Source organism: Rhodococcus cercidiphylli (assembly GCF_033042225.1).
Taxonomy (GTDB): domain Bacteria; phylum Actinomycetota; class Actinomycetes; order Mycobacteriales; family Mycobacteriaceae; genus Rhodococcoides.
The window spans coordinates 163,031-180,417 of record NZ_JAWLKE010000006.1 but is presented as its reverse complement, the minus strand read 5'-3'; the positions used below and the strand labels follow the sequence as shown (position 1 = coordinate 180,417).

General features: G+C 65.1%; 10 protein-coding genes. 1 reads left to right on the top strand and 9 read right to left on the bottom strand.

Features of this window, described 5'->3' with window-relative positions:
- Positions 1 to 77 precede the first annotated feature (77 nt).
- Entirely contained in the window at positions 78 to 1,049 is a 972-nt protein-coding gene (locus tag R3P95_RS16690; RefSeq protein ID WP_317548898.1) for a hypothetical protein, read from the top strand.
- Between the two features lie 158 nt (positions 1,050 to 1,207).
- Here the strand turns inward: R3P95_RS16690 and R3P95_RS16685 are convergent, their stop codons facing one another.
- From R3P95_RS16685 to R3P95_RS16645, 9 genes are all read right to left on the bottom strand, one after another.
- Positions 1,208 to 2,752 carry an acyl-CoA carboxylase subunit beta gene (locus R3P95_RS16685; protein ID WP_149407726.1) on the bottom strand — a complete coding sequence of 515 codons (1,545 nt, stop codon included), beginning with the start codon at positions 2,750 to 2,752 and terminating at the stop codon, positions 1,208 to 1,210.
- Positions 2,753 to 2,755: 3 nt separating this feature from the next.
- Complete coding sequence (pks13, locus tag R3P95_RS16680) at positions 2,756 to 7,858, bottom strand: polyketide synthase Pks13 (protein WP_317548895.1); 5,103 nt, start codon at positions 7,856 to 7,858, stop codon at positions 2,756 to 2,758.
- A 43-nt stretch (positions 7,859 to 7,901) separates the two neighbouring features.
- Positions 7,902 to 9,800: a long-chain-fatty-acid--AMP ligase FadD32 gene (gene fadD32 / locus R3P95_RS16675; protein ID WP_317548893.1), complete on the bottom strand. Its 1,899-nt coding sequence runs from the start codon at positions 9,798 to 9,800 to the stop codon at positions 7,902 to 7,904.
- Positions 9,801 to 9,981: 181 nt separating this feature from the next.
- Positions 9,982 to 10,980 (bottom strand): LLM class F420-dependent oxidoreductase, encoded by a 999-nt coding sequence (locus R3P95_RS16670; protein WP_317548891.1) that lies wholly within the window; start codon positions 10,978 to 10,980, stop codon positions 9,982 to 9,984.
- A 207-nt stretch (positions 10,981 to 11,187) separates the two neighbouring features.
- The gene (locus tag R3P95_RS16665; RefSeq protein WP_094638929.1) at positions 11,188 to 12,141 is read right to left on the bottom strand and encodes a cutinase family protein; all 954 of its coding nucleotides are present in this window, start codon (positions 12,139 to 12,141) and stop codon (positions 11,188 to 11,190) included.
- Between the two features lie 12 nt (positions 12,142 to 12,153).
- Positions 12,154 to 12,702, bottom strand: a complete 549-nt coding sequence (locus tag R3P95_RS16660; protein WP_149407723.1) for a DUF732 domain-containing protein — start codon at positions 12,700 to 12,702, stop codon at positions 12,154 to 12,156.
- A gap of 83 nt (positions 12,703 to 12,785) precedes the next feature.
- Complete coding sequence (locus tag R3P95_RS16655; RefSeq protein WP_149407722.1) at positions 12,786 to 14,687, bottom strand: alpha/beta hydrolase-fold protein; 1,902 nt, start codon at positions 14,685 to 14,687, stop codon at positions 12,786 to 12,788.
- A 216-nt stretch (positions 14,688 to 14,903) separates the two neighbouring features.
- Positions 14,904 to 15,917 (bottom strand): alpha/beta hydrolase, encoded by a 1,014-nt coding sequence (locus R3P95_RS16650; RefSeq protein WP_068054320.1) that lies wholly within the window; start codon positions 15,915 to 15,917, stop codon positions 14,904 to 14,906.
- 336 nt (positions 15,918 to 16,253) lie between these two features.
- Positions 16,254 to 17,264 carry an alpha/beta hydrolase gene (locus R3P95_RS16645; RefSeq protein ID WP_176460222.1) on the bottom strand — a complete coding sequence of 337 codons (1,011 nt, stop codon included), beginning with the start codon at positions 17,262 to 17,264 and terminating at the stop codon, positions 16,254 to 16,256.
- Positions 17,265 to 17,387: the final 123 nt, after the last annotated feature.

The following is a 17,387-nucleotide window of genomic DNA, read 5'->3' as shown; positions in this document are numbered from 1 at the left end:
GGTCGACCATCCACAGAGAGGCTGCGACAGCGCCTGAACGCGACAAACGTGTCGGTGCCGGATTCCACTCTTCGGGCATGAAAAGACGATTGTGGAACGCAGGTTCAATGTTCGACCTCAGCTCGACCGGCGTCGTGACGCGTCGGCAGCTTCGCGAGGCGGGCGTGAGTGACGCAGCGATCGACAGCAGATGCGCGCCCGGCGGTCCGTGGCAGCGATTGCTGCCGGGTGTCGTACTGCTGCGCAACGGTCATCCGTCGACGCTCGAACGCTCAGCGGCGGCGCTCGCATACGGCGGACCGATGAGCATGATCACCGGCTGCGTCGGACTCGATTCGTTCGGATACGGGACCAACGGATCCGCCGGGGAGGTTCATCTGCTGCTACCCGCAGAGATGCGTCGGGCATCGGTGTCTTTCGTCCGAGCAGAGCGGACGTGGCGGATTCCCGAGCCGATCACCAAGGGCAGCATACGAGTTGCTCCTCTGGTGCGTTCATTGGTCGACGCCACACGGGCCGCGAAGTCCGAGGCACGGTGCGTCGCCTTGCTGACCGAGGTGCTCCAACGAGGCGGCGTGTCCATCGACGAGATCGCCGCCGAACTGGCCGAAGGGCCGCGCCGCTACAGCGCCCTCACCCGCCGCGTACTTCTGGAGTTACGGGACAACGCGCACTCGGTGGCAGAACTCGAGGACCAACGCCTGTACCGAACCAGCGGGCTGCCAGCGATGACGCACAACTGCGATATTTACGCTCGAAGCGGAGAGTTCATCGCCAACACGGACGGCTGGATCGACGCCGTGGCGCTGGCACGTGAAATCGATTCCGTGACCCACCATCTGTCACCAGCCGACTACCAGCGCACACAAGCCCGACGCAACCGAATGCAGGCGCACGGACTGATCGTCGTGTCCCATTCACCGCAAGACATCCGCGATCGGCCGACACAGGTGCTCGAAGACTTACGGAGGAACTTCCAGCACGCTCTCGCCAGACCACGACCGGATGTGGTGATGGTGCCGCGTGAATCTACCGGTGCCCGCGCGTGAATGAACCATCGCATGCGTCTCGGCAGTGCAATGGTCCATCGACGCCGAGTCCACCCCACGTTAATGAACCATTGCATACGTCTGGGCAGTGCAGTGGTCCATTGACGCGAACGGGAGCGCAGCGACCCCGCGAGGGCTGGGGCACCACTTCAATCCGGCTAGATCGGAAGCAACGAGTGTTTCCGCGGACTCTTGTGCACTTCCTTGTCTTTCAGGATGTGCAGGGCCTTACGAATTTCGAGGCGCGTTTGCGAGGGCTCGATGACCGCGTCGATGTAGCCACGCTCGGCGGCGATCCAGGGCGTTGCCACGTGTTCGTTGTAGAAATTGATGAGCTGCTTGCGCAGTGCCGGTGCATTTTCTCCGGCCTCGGCGAGTTGTTTGCGACTCATGATGTTGATGGCACCTTCGGCGCCCATGACGGCGATGCGGGCAGTCGGCCAGGCGAGGTTGATGTCGGATCCGAGCTGCTTGGAGCCCATCACCGCGTATCCGCCGCCGTACGACTTACGAATCACCACAGTCAGTTTCGGCACCGTCGCTTCGACGAACGAGAAGATGAAGCGGCCACCACGATGGATGACGCCGAGCGTCTCCTGGTCGACGCCGGGCAGGAAGCCGGGTGTGTCGACGAGGAAGATGATCGGAATGTTGTAGGCATCGCTGAGCCGGATGAACCGGGCGCATTTGTCCGCTGCCTTGGCGTCGAGTGCCCCGGACAGGTGCATCGGCTGATTGGCGACGATTCCCACCGGCCGGCCGTCGACGCGGGCGAATCCGGTGATGACGTTCGGTGCCGTCTGTCCCGAGAGTTCGTGGAATTCACCGTCGTCGAAGATGCGCAGGATGATGTCGTGCATGTCGTAACCGGCGTTGTCGGCGTCGGGCATGAACGAGTCGAGCTTGCGATCGGATTCGGTGATCTCCGGCTCGAGCCCCGGGTTGATCACCGGCGACTCTTCCTGGCAGCTCGACGGCATGTAGCTCAGGTAGTTCCGAATCCACTCGAACGCAGCCTTCTCGTCCACTGCCACGTGGTGCACGTTGCCGTTGACGGCCTGGACGCGGGCACCGCCCAGTTCGTCGAGGCTGACGTCCTCACCGGTGACGGACTTGATGACCTCCGGGCCGGTGACGAACATGTACGCCTCTTCGGTGGCGACCACGATGTCGGTGTTGATCGGCGCGTACACGGCACCGCCGGCACACTTGCCGAGGATCAGGGAGATCTGCGGGCACAGACCGGACAACGCCTCGTGGCGTCGACCCAGCTCGGCGTACCAGGCCAGGGACGTCACCGCGTCCTGCACACGAGCTCCACCGGAGTCGTTGATGCCGACGACCGGGCAGCCCATCTTGATCGCGAAGTCCATGATGCCGGCGACCTTACGACCGAACATCTCGCCGACGGTTCCGCCGAACACGGTCTGATCGTGCGAGAACACCGCGATCGGGCGGCCGTCGACGGTTCCGTGGCCGGTGACGACGCCGTCACTGTAGAGCGCGCCGGGATCGTTCGGGGCCTTCACCAGTGCGCCGATCTCGACGAAGCTGCCGGGATCGAGCAACGAGTTGACGCGATCGCGGGCACTGGGGATGCCCTTCTTCGCGCGCTTCGCTACGCCGATGTCGCCGGCCGGCTCCTTGGCCTGTTCGAGCTTCGTCCGTAGTTCGGCCAGCTTCTCCGCAGTGGTGCCACTCAAGATCTACGCTCCGGTTCTTGCAGACTCGATGTTCTCGAGCGTCTTCGACAAATGGGCCGCAATTTTTCCAATGTACGGCTCGTCGACGACGGCGAGGTGATCGCCTCCGACGTACACGATCTCGAGGTCCTCGACCACCGGTCCCCAGCCACCGTGCTCTTCGCGGGTGGCATACGCGGGCTCGAGGGCGATCGCGTCGTCGTGGTACTTGTCGGCCATGTACAGCGTCACGTGCCCGCCGTACTTCTTGAGCTCGGCCGTCTGGATCGCCCGATTGTCGAGCCACGACGTGCGCTGGTGCTCGATGATGCCGCCGGGGATCTTCGCGCCGCTGAGCTTCACCAGATCGGTGATGATGCGGATCTGCCCCTCGTCGTCCGAGTCCACCAACTTGTCGTACGGAATCGGGTAATCGACGTTGTACGTCTTCTTCGCGAACGCCGCGTACCGCTCCCAGCGCTTACGCACCTCGTCCTTGGTGTCCGGGATCTGCGTGCCGGGCATGACGGTGTCGAGCAGCCCGACGTAGGCGACCTCGATCCCCTCTTCCTCCATCTGCCGCGCCACCTCGTAGGCGAGGATGCCGCCGAGCGACCAGCCGACGAACACGTACGGCCCTTCGGGCTGGATCGCCTTGATCAGCGGCACGTACTCCGCGGCTCGTACGGCGATGGGTCCTTCGACGCGCTCGAGTCCGTACATCGGAGTGCCCGCGGGCAGCTTCCTCAGCAAGGGCTCGTAGGCGACGGTGGAGCTACCGGCCGAGTGAAACGCGAACACCGGTGTGGCGGTTGAACCTTCGGGGCGGGCACGCAGATTGCGTACGACGCCGTCGATCTCACCGTCCTCGAGGTGCGGGCGAACCTTGTCTGCGAGCTGCTCGATGGTCTCCGAGTCCAGGACGTCGTCGAAGGTGATCTCGCCGCCTGCCCGCTCGGTCAGACGAGCAGCCAACTTTTCGGCGGTCTCGTCGTCGAGGATAGGCAGGGTGTTGAAGATGCCCTTGGCCGATTCCTTCGTCACCACAGCCCATGTCGCGAAGGTCATCCGCTCGGCATTGTCGCGAGGAGGCACGTCGGACCCAGCAGCCTCGGCGAACGCTTCCTTGCCGCCGAGGTCGGTCTGCGCCGGAGCAACAACCGCCGGGGCAGCAACAGCAGGCGCAGGCTGGTACTCGGCGCTCGGTACCGCAGCGTCGGGTGCCGCAACATCGGTGTCCAGCGCTTCCTCGCGAGCTGCCGCGCCGCTCTCGGCAGCCTGTTCGGCTGCCTTCTCCGCCGCCTGCTTGTCGGCCAGTGCCTGCACCTCGTCGCGGTTCTCGATCGCGTAGCGCAGGTACTTCTCCACCTCACGCAGGTTCGCATCACGCACGGCCTGCAATTGCACTGTGGGAATGTCGAATTCGTACTCCACCCGGTTCTTGATCCGCACGGCGCTGAGTGAATCGAGGCCGAGCTCGATCAGCGGAACCTCGGGCGGCAGATCCTCGGGCGCATAGCCCATGGACTCCGCGACGATGATGGCCAAGCGGTCTTCGAGCTTCTGATTGCCGTTGGGATCCCAACGGTCACCGAACGTCTCGACGACCTCCGGCAACTCCTCCATCGGGGACGAGGATCGCTCCTCCACCGCCACAACGGGTTCCGGACGCGCATCACCGGAGGTGACGACGGCCTCGTGCAGCAGGGTGAACGCCGAGCCCTCGTGGGCGTGCACCTGGACCGACGCGCCACCGAGGTGGGAGGTCAACGTGGTGACGACCGTGCCCGCCTTCGGTACCGCAGCATGGGAGACCGAAACACCCAGGGCCACATCGGAGAACACCTGCGATGCAGCGGCCGTGACCAATGCATCGAATGAGGTGACGCCCGAGGCCTGAACTTCCCAGACGTGGCGGCCATCAGGCAAGGCAACGCGCGCACCGGGAACTCGCGCGTTGCCGCTGGAGCTGACCTGCGAATTGAGCCAGAACTCTTTGCGCAGGTACGCGGTACGCGGGATCGGCGCGTACGGGCCGGACTCGAACAGCGTGGCCAGTTCCAGGGCGTGCCCGTGGACGTAGAGCTGCGCCAGAGCGGAGAGGAAGGTCTCGGACTCGTCCTCCTTGCGCTTGAGCGTCGGGATCAGAGTCGAATCGGCGACGCCTGCAGCCCAGGCCGTTGCGGCGACCGACATCAGCGCGACAGGGTTGGGAGCAAGCTCGACGAACGTCGTGTGACCGTCTCCCACAGCGACATTGACGGCCTGCGTGAACCAGACCGGATGACGCATTCCCTTGGTCCAGTACTCGACGCCGTGAATAGCCGCATGCCCGACGCGATAGTGGGCCTCGCGATCGACCGACGAGTAGACCCCGGCAGTGAGTTTGCCGGGTTCGATTCCGGCGAGTTCGGCGGCCAGCTCACCGAGCAGGACATCCACTGCCGCGGTGTGTCCGGCACCCTTGACGTCGAGCAGGCGGGCCATCTTGCCTGCGGCCTCGGCCATCTCGACGAGAGCCTCGACCTCCGCGCGTGGTCCTCCGACAGTGGTGTGCGTCGGTGCTGCATAGACGCAGGGTTCGACGTTGGGGAATTGATCGGTGAGGGTCTTGACCTCGTCCGGGGTGTACTCGACGAGAGCCATGGCCCCCTGCGATGCGGCTCCGAGCCCGTCCTGGCCCTCGGCCAGCAGGCGCGAACGGGCGTAGATGATGCGCACCGCGTCTTCGAGGTTCAGGCCACCGGCAACGTATGCGGCCGCAACCTCGCCCATCGAGTGTCCGATGACGGCCGCCGGCTCGGCACCGTGCGCGCGAAGCGTTGCCGCCAAGGCGATCTGGATGACGAAGATGGCGACCTGGGAGTTCTCGAACTCGTAGGTCTGCGAGTCGTCGAGGATGATCTCGCGGATGGAGTAACCCGCCTCGTCGACGAGCAGCTCGTCGACCTTGTCGACCTCGGCGGCGAACACCGCGTTGGTGCGGTAGAGCCTCGATGCCATCTTGCGGTGCTGCGAACCGAAGCCGGAGAACACCCACACCGCCCCGTTGGACGCGGGCGAATCCGCCGAGAACACACCGGGACCCGGCTTGCCCGCGGCGATGGCGCGCAATCCGGCGATGGCCTCGGCTGTGGTGGATGCGAGAACCACTGCGCGCGAACGCCCGTGGTTCCGGCGGGCCAAGGTACGGCCCACGTCGACGAGAGGCGTCGTGCTGCCCTCTTCGGTTTCGAGCCAGTCGGCCAGTTCCGATGCGGCCCGCTTGCGACGCGAGGGCAGGGCTGCGGACACAGCGAGAATCACTGTCTCCGAACCTGTTTCAGCGTCGGGCAGTATGGTCTCGGCCTCGGCCACCGGATCCGTGGTCTCGACCTCCGACACGACGGGTTCGGGCTCGGCAACGATGGGCAGTTCCTCACCGGCAACGTCGGTGACACCCTCGACAAGAACGGCTTCCGGGTCCACAGCCGCCGGATCGAATGCGTCTGCGGTCTCGCCCGGGACGTACTCGCGGACGACGACGTGCGCGTTGGTGCCACCGAATCCGAAGCCGGAGACGCCTGCGACGGCCTTGCCGGTGTACCGCGGCCAGTCGGTGGCCTCCGGGATCACCTTCAGGTGCGCCTTGTCGAAGTCGATGTACGGGTTGGGGCCCACGTAGTTGAGCGAGGCGGGAAGCTTGTTCTGCTGCATCGCCAGGACGACCTTGATCAAACCTGCTGCGCCTGCGGCAGATTCGAGGTGTCCGAAGTTGGTCTTCGCCGATCCCAGCAGGGCAGGCTTGTCGGCGTCGCGGCCACGGCCGACCACACGACCGAGAGCGTCGGCCTCGATCGGATCGCCCAGAATGGTTCCGGTGCCGTGCGCTTCGATGTAGTCCACGCCCGACGGGTTGATACCGGCGTCGCGGTAGGCGAACCGCAACGCGTCGGCCTGTGCGTCCGGGTTCGGTGCCAGCAGACCGTTGGAGCGACCGTCCTGATTGATCGCGGAGCCGGCGATGACGGCAAGCACCTGGTCACCGTCGCGCTCGGCGTCCTCGAGTCGCTTGAGCACGACGAGTCCGCCGCCTTCGGAGCGGATCATGCCGTTCGCGTCGGAGGAGAAGGCCTTGATTCGACCGTCCGGCGCGAGCACACCTGTCTGACCGAATCCGACGGTGATGGGCGGTGCGAGCAGCATGTTGACGCCACCGGCAACGGCAAGATCGGATTCGCCGGTACGCAGACTGCGTACCGCCTGGTGCACGGCGACGAGCGACGACGAGCACGCGGTGTCGACGGCGATCGACGGCCCGCGGAAGTCGTAGAAGTACGACACTCGGTTGGCGACGATGGCGGTGGACGTGCCGGTGAGGGCATACGGGTGCACGGCCGGGTCGCTGACGGCGATGAGCTGGTAGTCGTTGGAGGAGCTGCCGATGAAGACGCCCACCTGGCTGCCCTTGATCGAGCTGGCCGGAATGTGCGCGTGCTCCAACGCTTCCCAGGTCAGTTCCAGCGCGAGCCGCTGCTGCGGATCGACGTTGACGACCTCGTTGGGCGACATCGCGAAGAACTCGGCGTCGAAGGTCTTGACGTCGTCGAGGTAACCGCCCTTGGTCACCGTCGCGGCCACCGCGGCAGCGATGACGGGATCGGAGGTGAATTCCTGCCAGCGGCCGTCGGGCAGATCGGTGATGCCGTCGCGGCCCTCGATCAGCAGCGACCACATCTCTTCGGGAGTCTGTCCGGTACCCGGGAACCGGGAGGACAGGCCGACGATCGCGACGTCGTGCGCGTCGCCCGACTGTCCGCCGCTGGTGTAGAACGCGTCGTCCACGGTGCCGACGGGCTCGTCCGGCTCGCCTTCGATGATGATCTTGGCCAGCGAGGCAATGGTGGGGTGCTGATAGACGACGGTAGCGGTCAGCGTGACCCCCACCAACTCCTCGATCTCGCCGCTCAGTGCGACGGCATCGCGAGAGGACAGACCGAATTCCTCCATCGGGCGGTCGTCGGAGATGGCCGACGCCGGCTGCCCGGTCGCGTCCGCAACCCAGTTGCGCAGCCAGTCCCGCAGCTGCGCAACCGTGAGGTCTCCGCCGTCCACGCGCTCGATTTTGTCTGTCTCTTGTTCAGCCATTACTCACCAAGTCGTATCGGAGGAAGAACGGAGGATGCGTCCGTCAGTCGGGCAGTTCTGCATCCGGGAAGGCCGTCTGCTGGTAACCGCCACGCAGCGTGCCCTCGATGTACGCGGCCTTGCAGGCGCGTCGAGCGATCTTGCCGCTGGACGTACGCGGAATGGAACCGGCCGGGACGAGCAGGACGTCGCGCACGGTGACGCCGTGCCGTGCCGATACCGCGGTACGCACCTCGTCGGCGATCGGAGCCGGGTCTGCCTTGCCCGAGCCGGGCGCGCGCTCGGCGACGATGACGAGCTGCTCGGAGCTGTCATCGGAGTCCTTGGTCAGGGCTGCGCCGCTGAACTCGAACACGATGTCCGGGAGCTGGTTGAGCGGGACGGCGAACGCCGCGACGAAGCCGGGACGCAGTGCCTTGCTGGCTTCCTGAGCCGAGAACTCGAGGTCCTGCGGGTAGTGATTGCGGCCGTCGACGATGACGAGGTCCTTGACGCGACCGGTGATGTAGAGCTCGCCGTCGTGGTAGACGCCGAAGTCGCCGGTGCGCATCCAGTTGCCACCCTCCGGGGCACCCTCTGCGTGCGAGCCCTCGGAGTTGCGGTGGACGAGCTTGTTGTGGAAGGTCTCCGTGGTCTCGGTCTCGCGACCCCAGTAGCCCTTGCCGATGTTCTCGCCGTGCAACCAGATCTCGCCGACGTGCTCGTCGGCAACCTCGGTGGCGGTCTCGGAGTCGACGATGGCAGCCCACTGGCTGCGTGCGACGGTTCCGGTGGACACCTGCGGGATGGCACCGGGGGAGTCGGGGGCGACGACGACGAAGTTGCCTGCGTTGAGCTCTACGCGGTCGACGTAGACGACCTTGGCCTCGTCGGCGTGCTTGCTGGTCGAGACGAACAGGGTCGCCTCCGCCATGCCGTAGGACGGCTTGATCGCGGACTTGGGCAGTCCGTAGGGGCCGAACGCCTCGTTGAACTTCTTCATCGACGACGTGGTGACGGGCTCACTGCCGTTGATCAGGCCGATGACGTTGGACAGGTCGAGGGGTTCGCCGTTCTTCGGCAATCCACGCTGGGCGGCATGCTCGAACGCGAAGTTCGGTGCTGCCGCGAAGGTGCCTGCGCCGTCGGAGACAGCGGCGAGTTCCTTGATCCAGCGCCAGGGCCGCTGCACGAAGGCGCGCGGGCTCATGATGGTGATGTACTTGCCGCCGAGCGCCGGGAGGATGACGGTCAGCAGGCCCATGTCGTGGAACATCGGCAGCCAGGTGACGCCGCGGGAGTCGTGGTTGATCTCCATGCTGTCGACCATCTGCAGCGCGTTGACGCCCACTGCGCGGTGCGTGATCTCGACGCCGGCCGGCGTCCGCGTCGAACCGGAGGTGTACTGCAGGTAGGCGATGTCGTCGAGCCCGGCCTTGGGCTCGACCCACGTCTCGCCGACGCTGTCCGGGACGGCGTCGACGGCGATAATCCGGGGACGCTCCGCTGCGGGCAGGGCGCGGAAGAACGCGCGCACGCCTGCGGCCGAGTTGCTCGCGGTGAGGATGGCGCTCGGCTTGCAGTCACCGAGGACCGCGTGCAGGCGGTCGGTGTGACCGGGCTCGTCGGGATCGAACAGCGGCACCGCGATGGTGCCCGCGTAGATCGCACCGAAGAAGGCGATGACGTACTCGAGGCCCTGCGGTGCCAGGATCGCCACTCGATCACCGGGCTGGGTGACCTGCTGCAGGCGAGCCGCGACCGCTTTGAGACGAGTACCGAACTCGGCCCAGGTCAGCTCGTGAGCCTCACCGTCACGTTCCCGGGAGTAGTCGACGAACCGGTACGCGAGCGTGTCGGAATTCTCCTGCACGTTCACCTCGACGTGGCGGACGAGCGTCTGCCCTTCACCGATGGTGATGTGGCCGTTCTCATCGATGAAATCATCGAACGTGTGGCTCATTACTTCAATCTCCTCCGACACGAATCCGCTGCCACACAGCCTGCGTGACCTGGGCCCGCACCACCGGCTGCGTGCATGCAGACACCGAACAGCGTTTTATGTTACTGACTAGTAGCTCTTACGGTGTCGGTTTGGCACCTGGTTTGAAAGGCCAGCTACATGGTACCGACACGCGCCTGCGTCACTCGCCTTTCAGCAAGTCGACAACCGGCGCGAATGCTTCCATTTGAGTAGGGAAAACCCCGACATAGGACATCGTCGTCCGCGCGCGAACGTTACGGATCTGATCGGCAATTTCCTCGTATGTCCCGAATGCGAGGTACGGAGACGACAGGATGTCCTCGACGGTGAGCTTGACGTCGACGTCCACGTTCGGCGGATAGCCGTTGTCGAGTGCCGCCAGCGCCATCTCGGCCATCTGTTCACGGTCGTCGGTGACCACGATCGTGGTGATGGCCCAGTTCAGTTCGATGTCGTCGAACCGATCGCCCGCGGCGCCGCGAATGAGCTCGACTCGCTCGAGGGTCTTCTCGATGGTCATGCCCGAGAGCAACAGCTTGCCCTCCTTCGAGGTGCTCGGCACCACGGAGATGATGTCGGCATGCTTGGCCGCCAACGCGAGCATCTTCGGACCGCCACCGCCGATGCAGATCGGCGGACGCGGTCCCTGCCGCGGCCGAGGACTGCCCTTGAGACCGGTGATCGTGTAGTGCTTGCCCTCGAAGTTGCATTCCTGACCGCGCAGCAGCACGTCGAGAATTTCGAGCGTCTCTTCCAACTTCTCGATGCGCACGCCCGGGCGGTCGTACGTGATGCCCGCCTTGTCGTACTCCTCACGCATCCAACCGGCGCCGAGACCGAGTTCGAGCCGCCCGCCCGACAGCACATCGATGGTGGCCGCATCCTTGGCCAGCACAGCCGGATGCCGGAAGCCGTTGGCCAACACAGCGGTGCCGAGCCGAATCTTGTCGGTGGCGACGGCGAGCGCGCCGAGTGCTGCGATGGGACCGACCTGGTTGCCCAGGTGATCGGGAATCATGAAGCTGTCGTAGCCCAGTTCCTCGGCCTGCTGCGCCAGCTTGATGAACTTCCGAGCCCCGCCCTCCTCGGCGTTTCCCTCTCCGCCCGCAGCGAATCGGAATTTACGCGGCCCTGGGGTCGCGGCCTCGGCGGAACTCATCTATTGCTCTCCTCGGAGTGTGGAGCGGTCTTGTTTCGGGTGGCGAGAGCAGCCCGGCCGGGGCCGATCTGCGCAGGTCCAAGGCGCCACTCTAGCCGCTGGCCCGACGCGATCACACCGGCTGGGGGTTTCACGACCCAGGTTTGTGCCCGGCAATAGATCGCCACACGTCGCGTTGTGACGTTTCCGTTATGAAAGCGTCAGCGCTCACGAATGCGGGGGCGTCGGGGCGTTCTCGATCAGTCCGGCGGCCCACGAAGCGGTCCACTGAGTAGCCGTCGTACCGGATTCGTCGACGACGAAACTGTTGTACGACGCATGAACGGGGTTGCCTGCAGCACCGATCAGAATCTGGATGCTCTGCGGAATGTTGCGGAGCGACAATCCATCCGACGGCGACGAGCAGATCAGATCGCCGGGAGCGCAGATCTGATTGGTCCGGTCGTCGAGAGCACCGAAGCCACCTTCCCGACGCCCCGTCATCGTGATACCGGGCAGGTCGAGTCCGCCGAGCGCCACCTCGGCACCGACGCCGTCGAGCGGGGCCGGAACATCGGTGCCGGAGACGCCGTCGCGTCGACCGTCGGCGATGAGGGTGACGCCCAGAACACGATCGGCCGAAATGGGACCGTTGCCCGCTCCGATGTCCGCTGCGATGTCGCCGGAGATGACCGCGCCCTGCGAGAAGCCTGCGAGGACGAAATTGGTCAACGGGCAACGCGCGCTGACATCGGTCATCTTCTGCACGGCGACGGCTTTGCCCTGGGTGCGGCTGTTGTTGTAGGACTCCTGGCCGTCCGGCGGCAGCGCGATGGGATTCGAGAACTGCGCCACGTACGGCACGGTGTAGACGTCCGCTCGCGAGCCGGGGAACTGCTCCTGCAACGGACGAGTGACGTTGAGCATCAACGACACCGGGTTGGCCGTCGGGTTGTACGGATCGTCGGTGGCAGACGACTCCCAGGTGCCGGGGATGGCGATGACCTGAACGTCGGGGCAATCGGCCGGCTGCGACGTCGGCTCCTCGGGGCCCGGAGGCACCGGAATTCCCGGTTCCTTCGGCAGCCTTCCGGCAAGCAGGTACCAGAGGGCGACGATGATCAGACCGATGATCGCCGCAACGGCGATCACCGGAAGGATTCTGCGCTTACGCTTGGCCATCACCGTGGATCTCTACGGCCTGCAGTAGGTCGCCTGCGCGGCGGCGATGTAGGTCTGAGCCGCCTGCTGAGCCTGCGTCTCGTTCATCTGGGTTCCGGAAGCGCTGGCCTCGACGCCGACGTTCGCCGTGACGAAGGTCGAGATCTCCTCGGCCGTGACGCCCTGCGCCTGCGCGGCACAGATGTAATTGGCCGTCGAGACCGCGATGTCGCCGTTGCCCGCCGGGGTGATGCCCTGCTTCCTCAACTCGTCCAGGAAACTCTGACCGCGGTCGTCGATCTGACTTTCCGTCGGCCCCGGGAAATCGTCCGGGACGGGCTGAGGCTGCTCGGGCGGCGCGGTGGCCGCCTCCCCCGGACTCGTGGTCGGCGCAGCGGTGGTGGTGCTCTCTGCAGCCGACGTCGTCGAACTCGCCTCGGTCGTCGTCTCGACGGCCGAGGTGGTGCTCGTCGGCGCTCCGGTCGCCGTCGAGTCGTCACTCCCGCAGGCCACCAGCATCGAACTCGCCGCAACGGCGAACACACCGAGCGACAGAGTCCTGGTGAGGGAATTACGCGTCATCGATCGAAATCCTTCGGTCGTCGGGTTCGCAGGCGAGAGTACCGCCGCGCTCTGTGAGAACTCTGAGCTGCTATTGGCAGGTTCTACGGCGCGATCGTGGCAACGCCGTCCTTCAGCGTGATGATGCCGAACTGGAAGTTCTGCTGCTTGCCGCCACCGTCGATGTCGAACTGATCGCTGGTGGGGTAGCCGAGCCGGCCGCCCTCGTAGCCGACCGATCCCCACGCGTCGAAGATCGGACCGTACGGAGTGGACCAGGCACCGCTCAGAGGGCTCCAGTAGATGTTGCCCGTCTCGAACTGGTTGAAGCGTCCGCCGTCCCTGATCGGACCGAGCTCGTTGGACTTGGGGAACCCGAGAGGTCCACCCTCCCAACCCAATTCGCCGTACTTGCCCAGAATCATGCCCTGCACCGAGTGCACACCGGCCTCGGGCGAGGTGTAGATGGCACCGATCTCGAAGCCCTGCACCGATCCGGGCTTGGTCGGCGTTTCGACCTCGTCGAGCACCGGGTAGCCGAGCGGCCCGCCCTCGTAACCCTGGGCGGCCCACTCGTCGAGCACAGCGCCCTTGACCGCGTGCGCGCCGGTCTGCGGCGTGAAGTAGACCATGCCGTTCTGGAAGGCGTTGAACCGTCCGCGACCGTCGGGAGTACCGATCTCGCCGGTCGTCGGGAAACCGAGAGCACCCTCGGGGCCCCTGTTGCCCTGGTAGATGCCACCGATGGCACCGGCGACGACCTGCGCACCGGTGTCGGGGGTGAAGAAGACCCGACCGAAGGTGAAGTCCTGTGCGCGTCCACCGGCCACGTTGTATTCGGCGGTCAAGCACGGGCCGAGCCACGAATTGGCACCGCTCGCGTTGCCGATCAGACCGGCGGCGCTACACGCGGGCTTGTCCACCTCGACGCCGAGTGCGGTGGCGAGCTGCGGCCACAGCTGATGCAACTCGAACTGCCAGTACGGCCACGAGTGCGTGCCCGACGGCCGGTAGTTGACCTGAGCGGGGATCCCGAGCTGGTTGAGCTTGGTGGCGAACGTCTGCGAGGTCAGTCGCGACAGAATCTCGAGACCCATGCCTGCGTAGTTGGTGCTCACACCAGGAATGGGCGACGGCTGATCGTAGGGTCCGGCCGAGCCGTTGCCGCTCGAGATGTAGAGACTGACACCTTCGAGCTTGTCGGCCAGCACGTACGGATCGTGCTGAGCCCACAGCGAGTTCGACGGCGGTCCCCACATGGCGCTGGAGTTGAACCCACCGGCGTCGGTCATCGCGTACTGAATGGCCTGCGGCATGCCGAGCGAGGTGGTGCTCAGGATGCCCGAGAGCGATCCGGCGAACTTGAAGAAGCCGGGGTTGCGCGCGGCAAGGAACATCGCGGACGTGCCGCCCATCGACAGTCCGACGACGCCGCGGTTGTCGGTGCTGCGCCAGTCGCGCTCGAGAATCGGCGGGAGCTCCTCGGTCAGGAACGTCTCCCACTGGTAGTTCTTGCCGTTGTCCTGATCGACCCAGTCGGAGTAGAAGCTGGATTGGCCGCCGATGGGCAGGACCACGTTGACGTTCTTGTCGGCGAAGTACGACTCGGCGTCGGTCTCGGCCGTCCAGCCGTTCTCCTGGTCGGTCGCGCGCAGGCCGTCGAGCATGTACACCTGCGGGAACGTCGCCTGAGGGTTGATGTTCCAGTCACGCGCGAGCAGCAGCTGAACCTGGATGGGCGTTCCCATCGAGGGCGACTGGATCCACAGCGCGACGCGACGATCGGAGAGCCAGTCCACCGAAGTGACGGTGGCACCGGATGTCTGTGTGTAGGCGGGGCCGGCCAGCGCAACAGGGGCCGTCCTGGCGACGGGGGCAGCGGAGGCAACGGTCGTCGTCGCGAAGGGGATCATCAGCGCGGAAGCGACGGTCAATGCTGCTGCCGCTCGCCGAGCCCGTGTACCGGCCGATGTAGTCCGACCGAACCGAACAAGCTCAGTGCGCATGATGGTGACTCTCTTTCGACGTGACATTCGAAGGTCTCCTATCGAGACATGCTTCGTATGTCTTTCTACACGTGCCCGCTGCCGACGAGAAGCAGACGCGCTGTGACTGGTGGTGCAATTGTGAACAGAGGTGCCGCTAACGATCCGGTGGAACGGAAATGCCGCCCGGCGTAGGGACGCGGGCGGCACTTCCGGAGAACATGAAGATGGTGAACGTCAGGCGTTCAGGGCTTCCAGGATCTGGCCGCGAGCCTTCCACAGCTCGGCTCCCCAGTACGGCCATGCGTGAATGCCGTTGGACGGGAAGCTGTAGGTGGCCGGGATGCCGAGGGTGTTCATGCGGATCTGGAATGCACGGGTGTTGGCGAGCGAGAGGGCCTCGAGAGCCATGCCGTTGGCGGTGTTGTAGAAATCGATCGGCGCGGCCGGTCGATCGAACTCGCCGGGCAGACCACTGGCGGCCGAGATGTACAGGGACATGCCCTCGAGCCTCGGTGCGAAGACGAACGGGTCGTTACGCAGCCACGCCGGGTTCCAGGGCGGTCCCCACATGGAGTCGACGTTGAAGCGTCCGGCATCGAGCATGGCGACGCGGATGGCCTCACGCATGCCGGGCGCGGAGATGTTGAGGTAGCCCGAGAGCGAACCGGCGAACTTGAACTGATCGCGGTGGTACGCGGCGAGCGTCAGAGCGGCCGAACCACCCATGGACAGTCCGAGTACACCGTTGTTGCTGCGCGAGACACCGTAGTTCTCGAGGAACGCGGGCAGCTCCTGGGTGAGGAACGTCTCCCACTTGTAGGTGACTTCCTGGCCGTTGAAGTTCGACGAGGTGTACCAGTCGCTGTAGAAGCTCGACTGACCGCCGACGGGCATGACCAGGGTCACGTTGTCGTTGGCGAACTGATCCTGCGCGTTGGTCTCGAACGTCCAGGCGTTGCGATCGTCGCGGGCGCGCAGTCCGTCGAGCAGGTAGAGAGCAGCGTTGCCACCGCGGGCCGCCCACTGGACCTGAACCTTGATGGGGCCCATCTCGGACGGAACGATCAGGTCCTCACGGCCACCGGCAGGCGTCTGGTGCACGACGGGAGCAGGCGCTGCAACAGCTACCGCTCCACCGACGACACCGGCTGCGATGGGAAGGACGAGCGCGGCAGCACCGACGCCGAGCAGGCGCTGACGCCAGCGTGAAGACGCCTTCGGGGTTCTGCTGAGGCCGGCAAATCGCATGAATCGTGCTCTCTCTCATCTACGCGGTCTCCGCGACATGCGGCCCCCGGCAATCGAACAGGGCTTTCTGGGTGGCCCCTCGAGGCCAGGGACGATGTGGTCCCGAAAAACTGAGGTTCTGCTGTGAAAACAGGCGAACCGCTCGATGGAGGTTATTCCATCGAGCGGTTCCAAGGCAAAACTGTGATCAGCGTCCCAGTTTCACCTCGACGTTTCCTTGAAACAGGAGACTATCCTGCTCGGCCCCCGCTGAACAGGCCTGAAAAGTCGTGAAGTTTCACGAAGGGCCGAAAAGCGGGCGAAACGACCGAAACGACCGAAACGAAGTGTGACCGGTCAGCCACCGATGTTGGCGCTCAGGTCCGGTGCCATGATGCGGATCTGCTCGCCCCAGTAACCCCACTGGTGGGTACCGACGGCCGGGAACGCATACGTGACGTTGTTGGCGCCGATGCTCGCCATCCGGATCTGGAACGCCCGGCTGTTCGCCAACGCGATGGCCTCGAGGCCCATGCCGTTGGCGGTGTTGTAGTAGTCGATGAAGCTCTGCGGGCGATCGAGTCCGCCGGGCAGACCGCTACCTGCGAACACCCACACGCGGGTTCCGTTGTCGCGCAGACGAGGCGCGAAGACGAACGGGTCGTTGCGCAGCCACGCCGGATCCCACGGCGGTCCCCACATCGCGTCGATGTTGTAGCGGCCCGAGTCGAGCAACGCCAGACGCATCGCTTCACGCATGCCGGGAGCAGAGATGTTCAGGTAGCCGGACAGCGAGCCCGCGTAGCTGAACTGGTCCGGGTGGTAGGCGGCGAGCGTCAGAGCAGCCGATCCGCCCATCGAGATACCGATGACACCGTTGCGGTTGGGGTTGAAGCCCCAGTTGGCGCGCAGGTTCTCACGCAGGTTCTGCGTCAGGAAGGTCTCCCACTTGTACGTGGTCTGCTGGCCGTTGAAGTTCGACGGTGCGTACCAGTCGGAGTAGAAGCTCGACTGCCCGCCGACCGGCTGGACGACGTTGATGTTGTACCCGGCCAATACGGCACCGGCGTCGGTCTCGTGCTCCCAACCGGAGATGTCGGTGGTGGCCCGCAGCCCGTCGAGGAGGTAGACGACGCGGTCGGTGTTACCGTCCGCGGCGCGCCAGACGCGACTCTTGATCGGACCCATCGACGAGTCCGTCCATACGTCGATGGCATTGCCGTCGAAGGCCGCGTTTGCAGTCGCGCCACCGCCGGCTACAGCCAATCCCAGTGGTAGGACCACTGCCATCAGCATGGACGTGGCGGCGCGGCGTCCCCAGGACCCACCCCGCTTGTCCTCGGACCGGCTCTTCCTTCTACCCAGCATGCACTCGACCTCTCAGCTGCTTCGTCGTCACATCGGTTACGCAATCAACGCTTGATCTCGCAAGTCCATCATGTTTGCCGCCCGACCACACAGGTCGGACGCATACACATCCTCCGCACTTAT

What these genes read in the sequence shown, in the direction of transcription:
- R3P95_RS16690 (WP_317548898.1), top strand. Translation starts at nt 78, where the DNA reads ATGAAAAGACGATTGTGGAACGCAGGTTCAATGTTCGACCTCAGCTCG.
- R3P95_RS16645 (WP_176460222.1), bottom strand. Translation starts at nt 17,264, where the DNA reads ATGCTGGGTAGAAGGAAGAGCCGGTCCGAGGACAAGCGGGGTGGGTCC.
- R3P95_RS16655 (WP_149407722.1), bottom strand. Translation starts at nt 14,687, where the DNA reads ATGCGCACTGAGCTTGTTCGGTTCGGTCGGACTACATCGGCCGGTACA.
- R3P95_RS16650 (WP_068054320.1), bottom strand. Translation starts at nt 15,917, where the DNA reads ATGCGATTTGCCGGCCTCAGCAGAACCCCGAAGGCGTCTTCACGCTGG.
- R3P95_RS16660 (WP_149407723.1), bottom strand. Translation starts at nt 12,702, where the DNA reads ATGACGCGTAATTCCCTCACCAGGACTCTGTCGCTCGGTGTGTTCGCC.
- R3P95_RS16665 (WP_094638929.1), bottom strand. Translation starts at nt 12,141, where the DNA reads ATGGCCAAGCGTAAGCGCAGAATCCTTCCGGTGATCGCCGTTGCGGCG.
- R3P95_RS16670 (WP_317548891.1), bottom strand. Translation starts at nt 10,980, where the DNA reads ATGAGTTCCGCCGAGGCCGCGACCCCAGGGCCGCGTAAATTCCGATTC.
- fadD32 (WP_317548893.1), bottom strand. Translation starts at nt 9,800, where the DNA reads ATGAGCCACACGTTCGATGATTTCATCGATGAGAACGGCCACATCACC.
- pks13 (WP_317548895.1), bottom strand. Translation starts at nt 7,858, where the DNA reads ATGGCTGAACAAGAGACAGACAAAATCGAGCGCGTGGACGGCGGAGAC.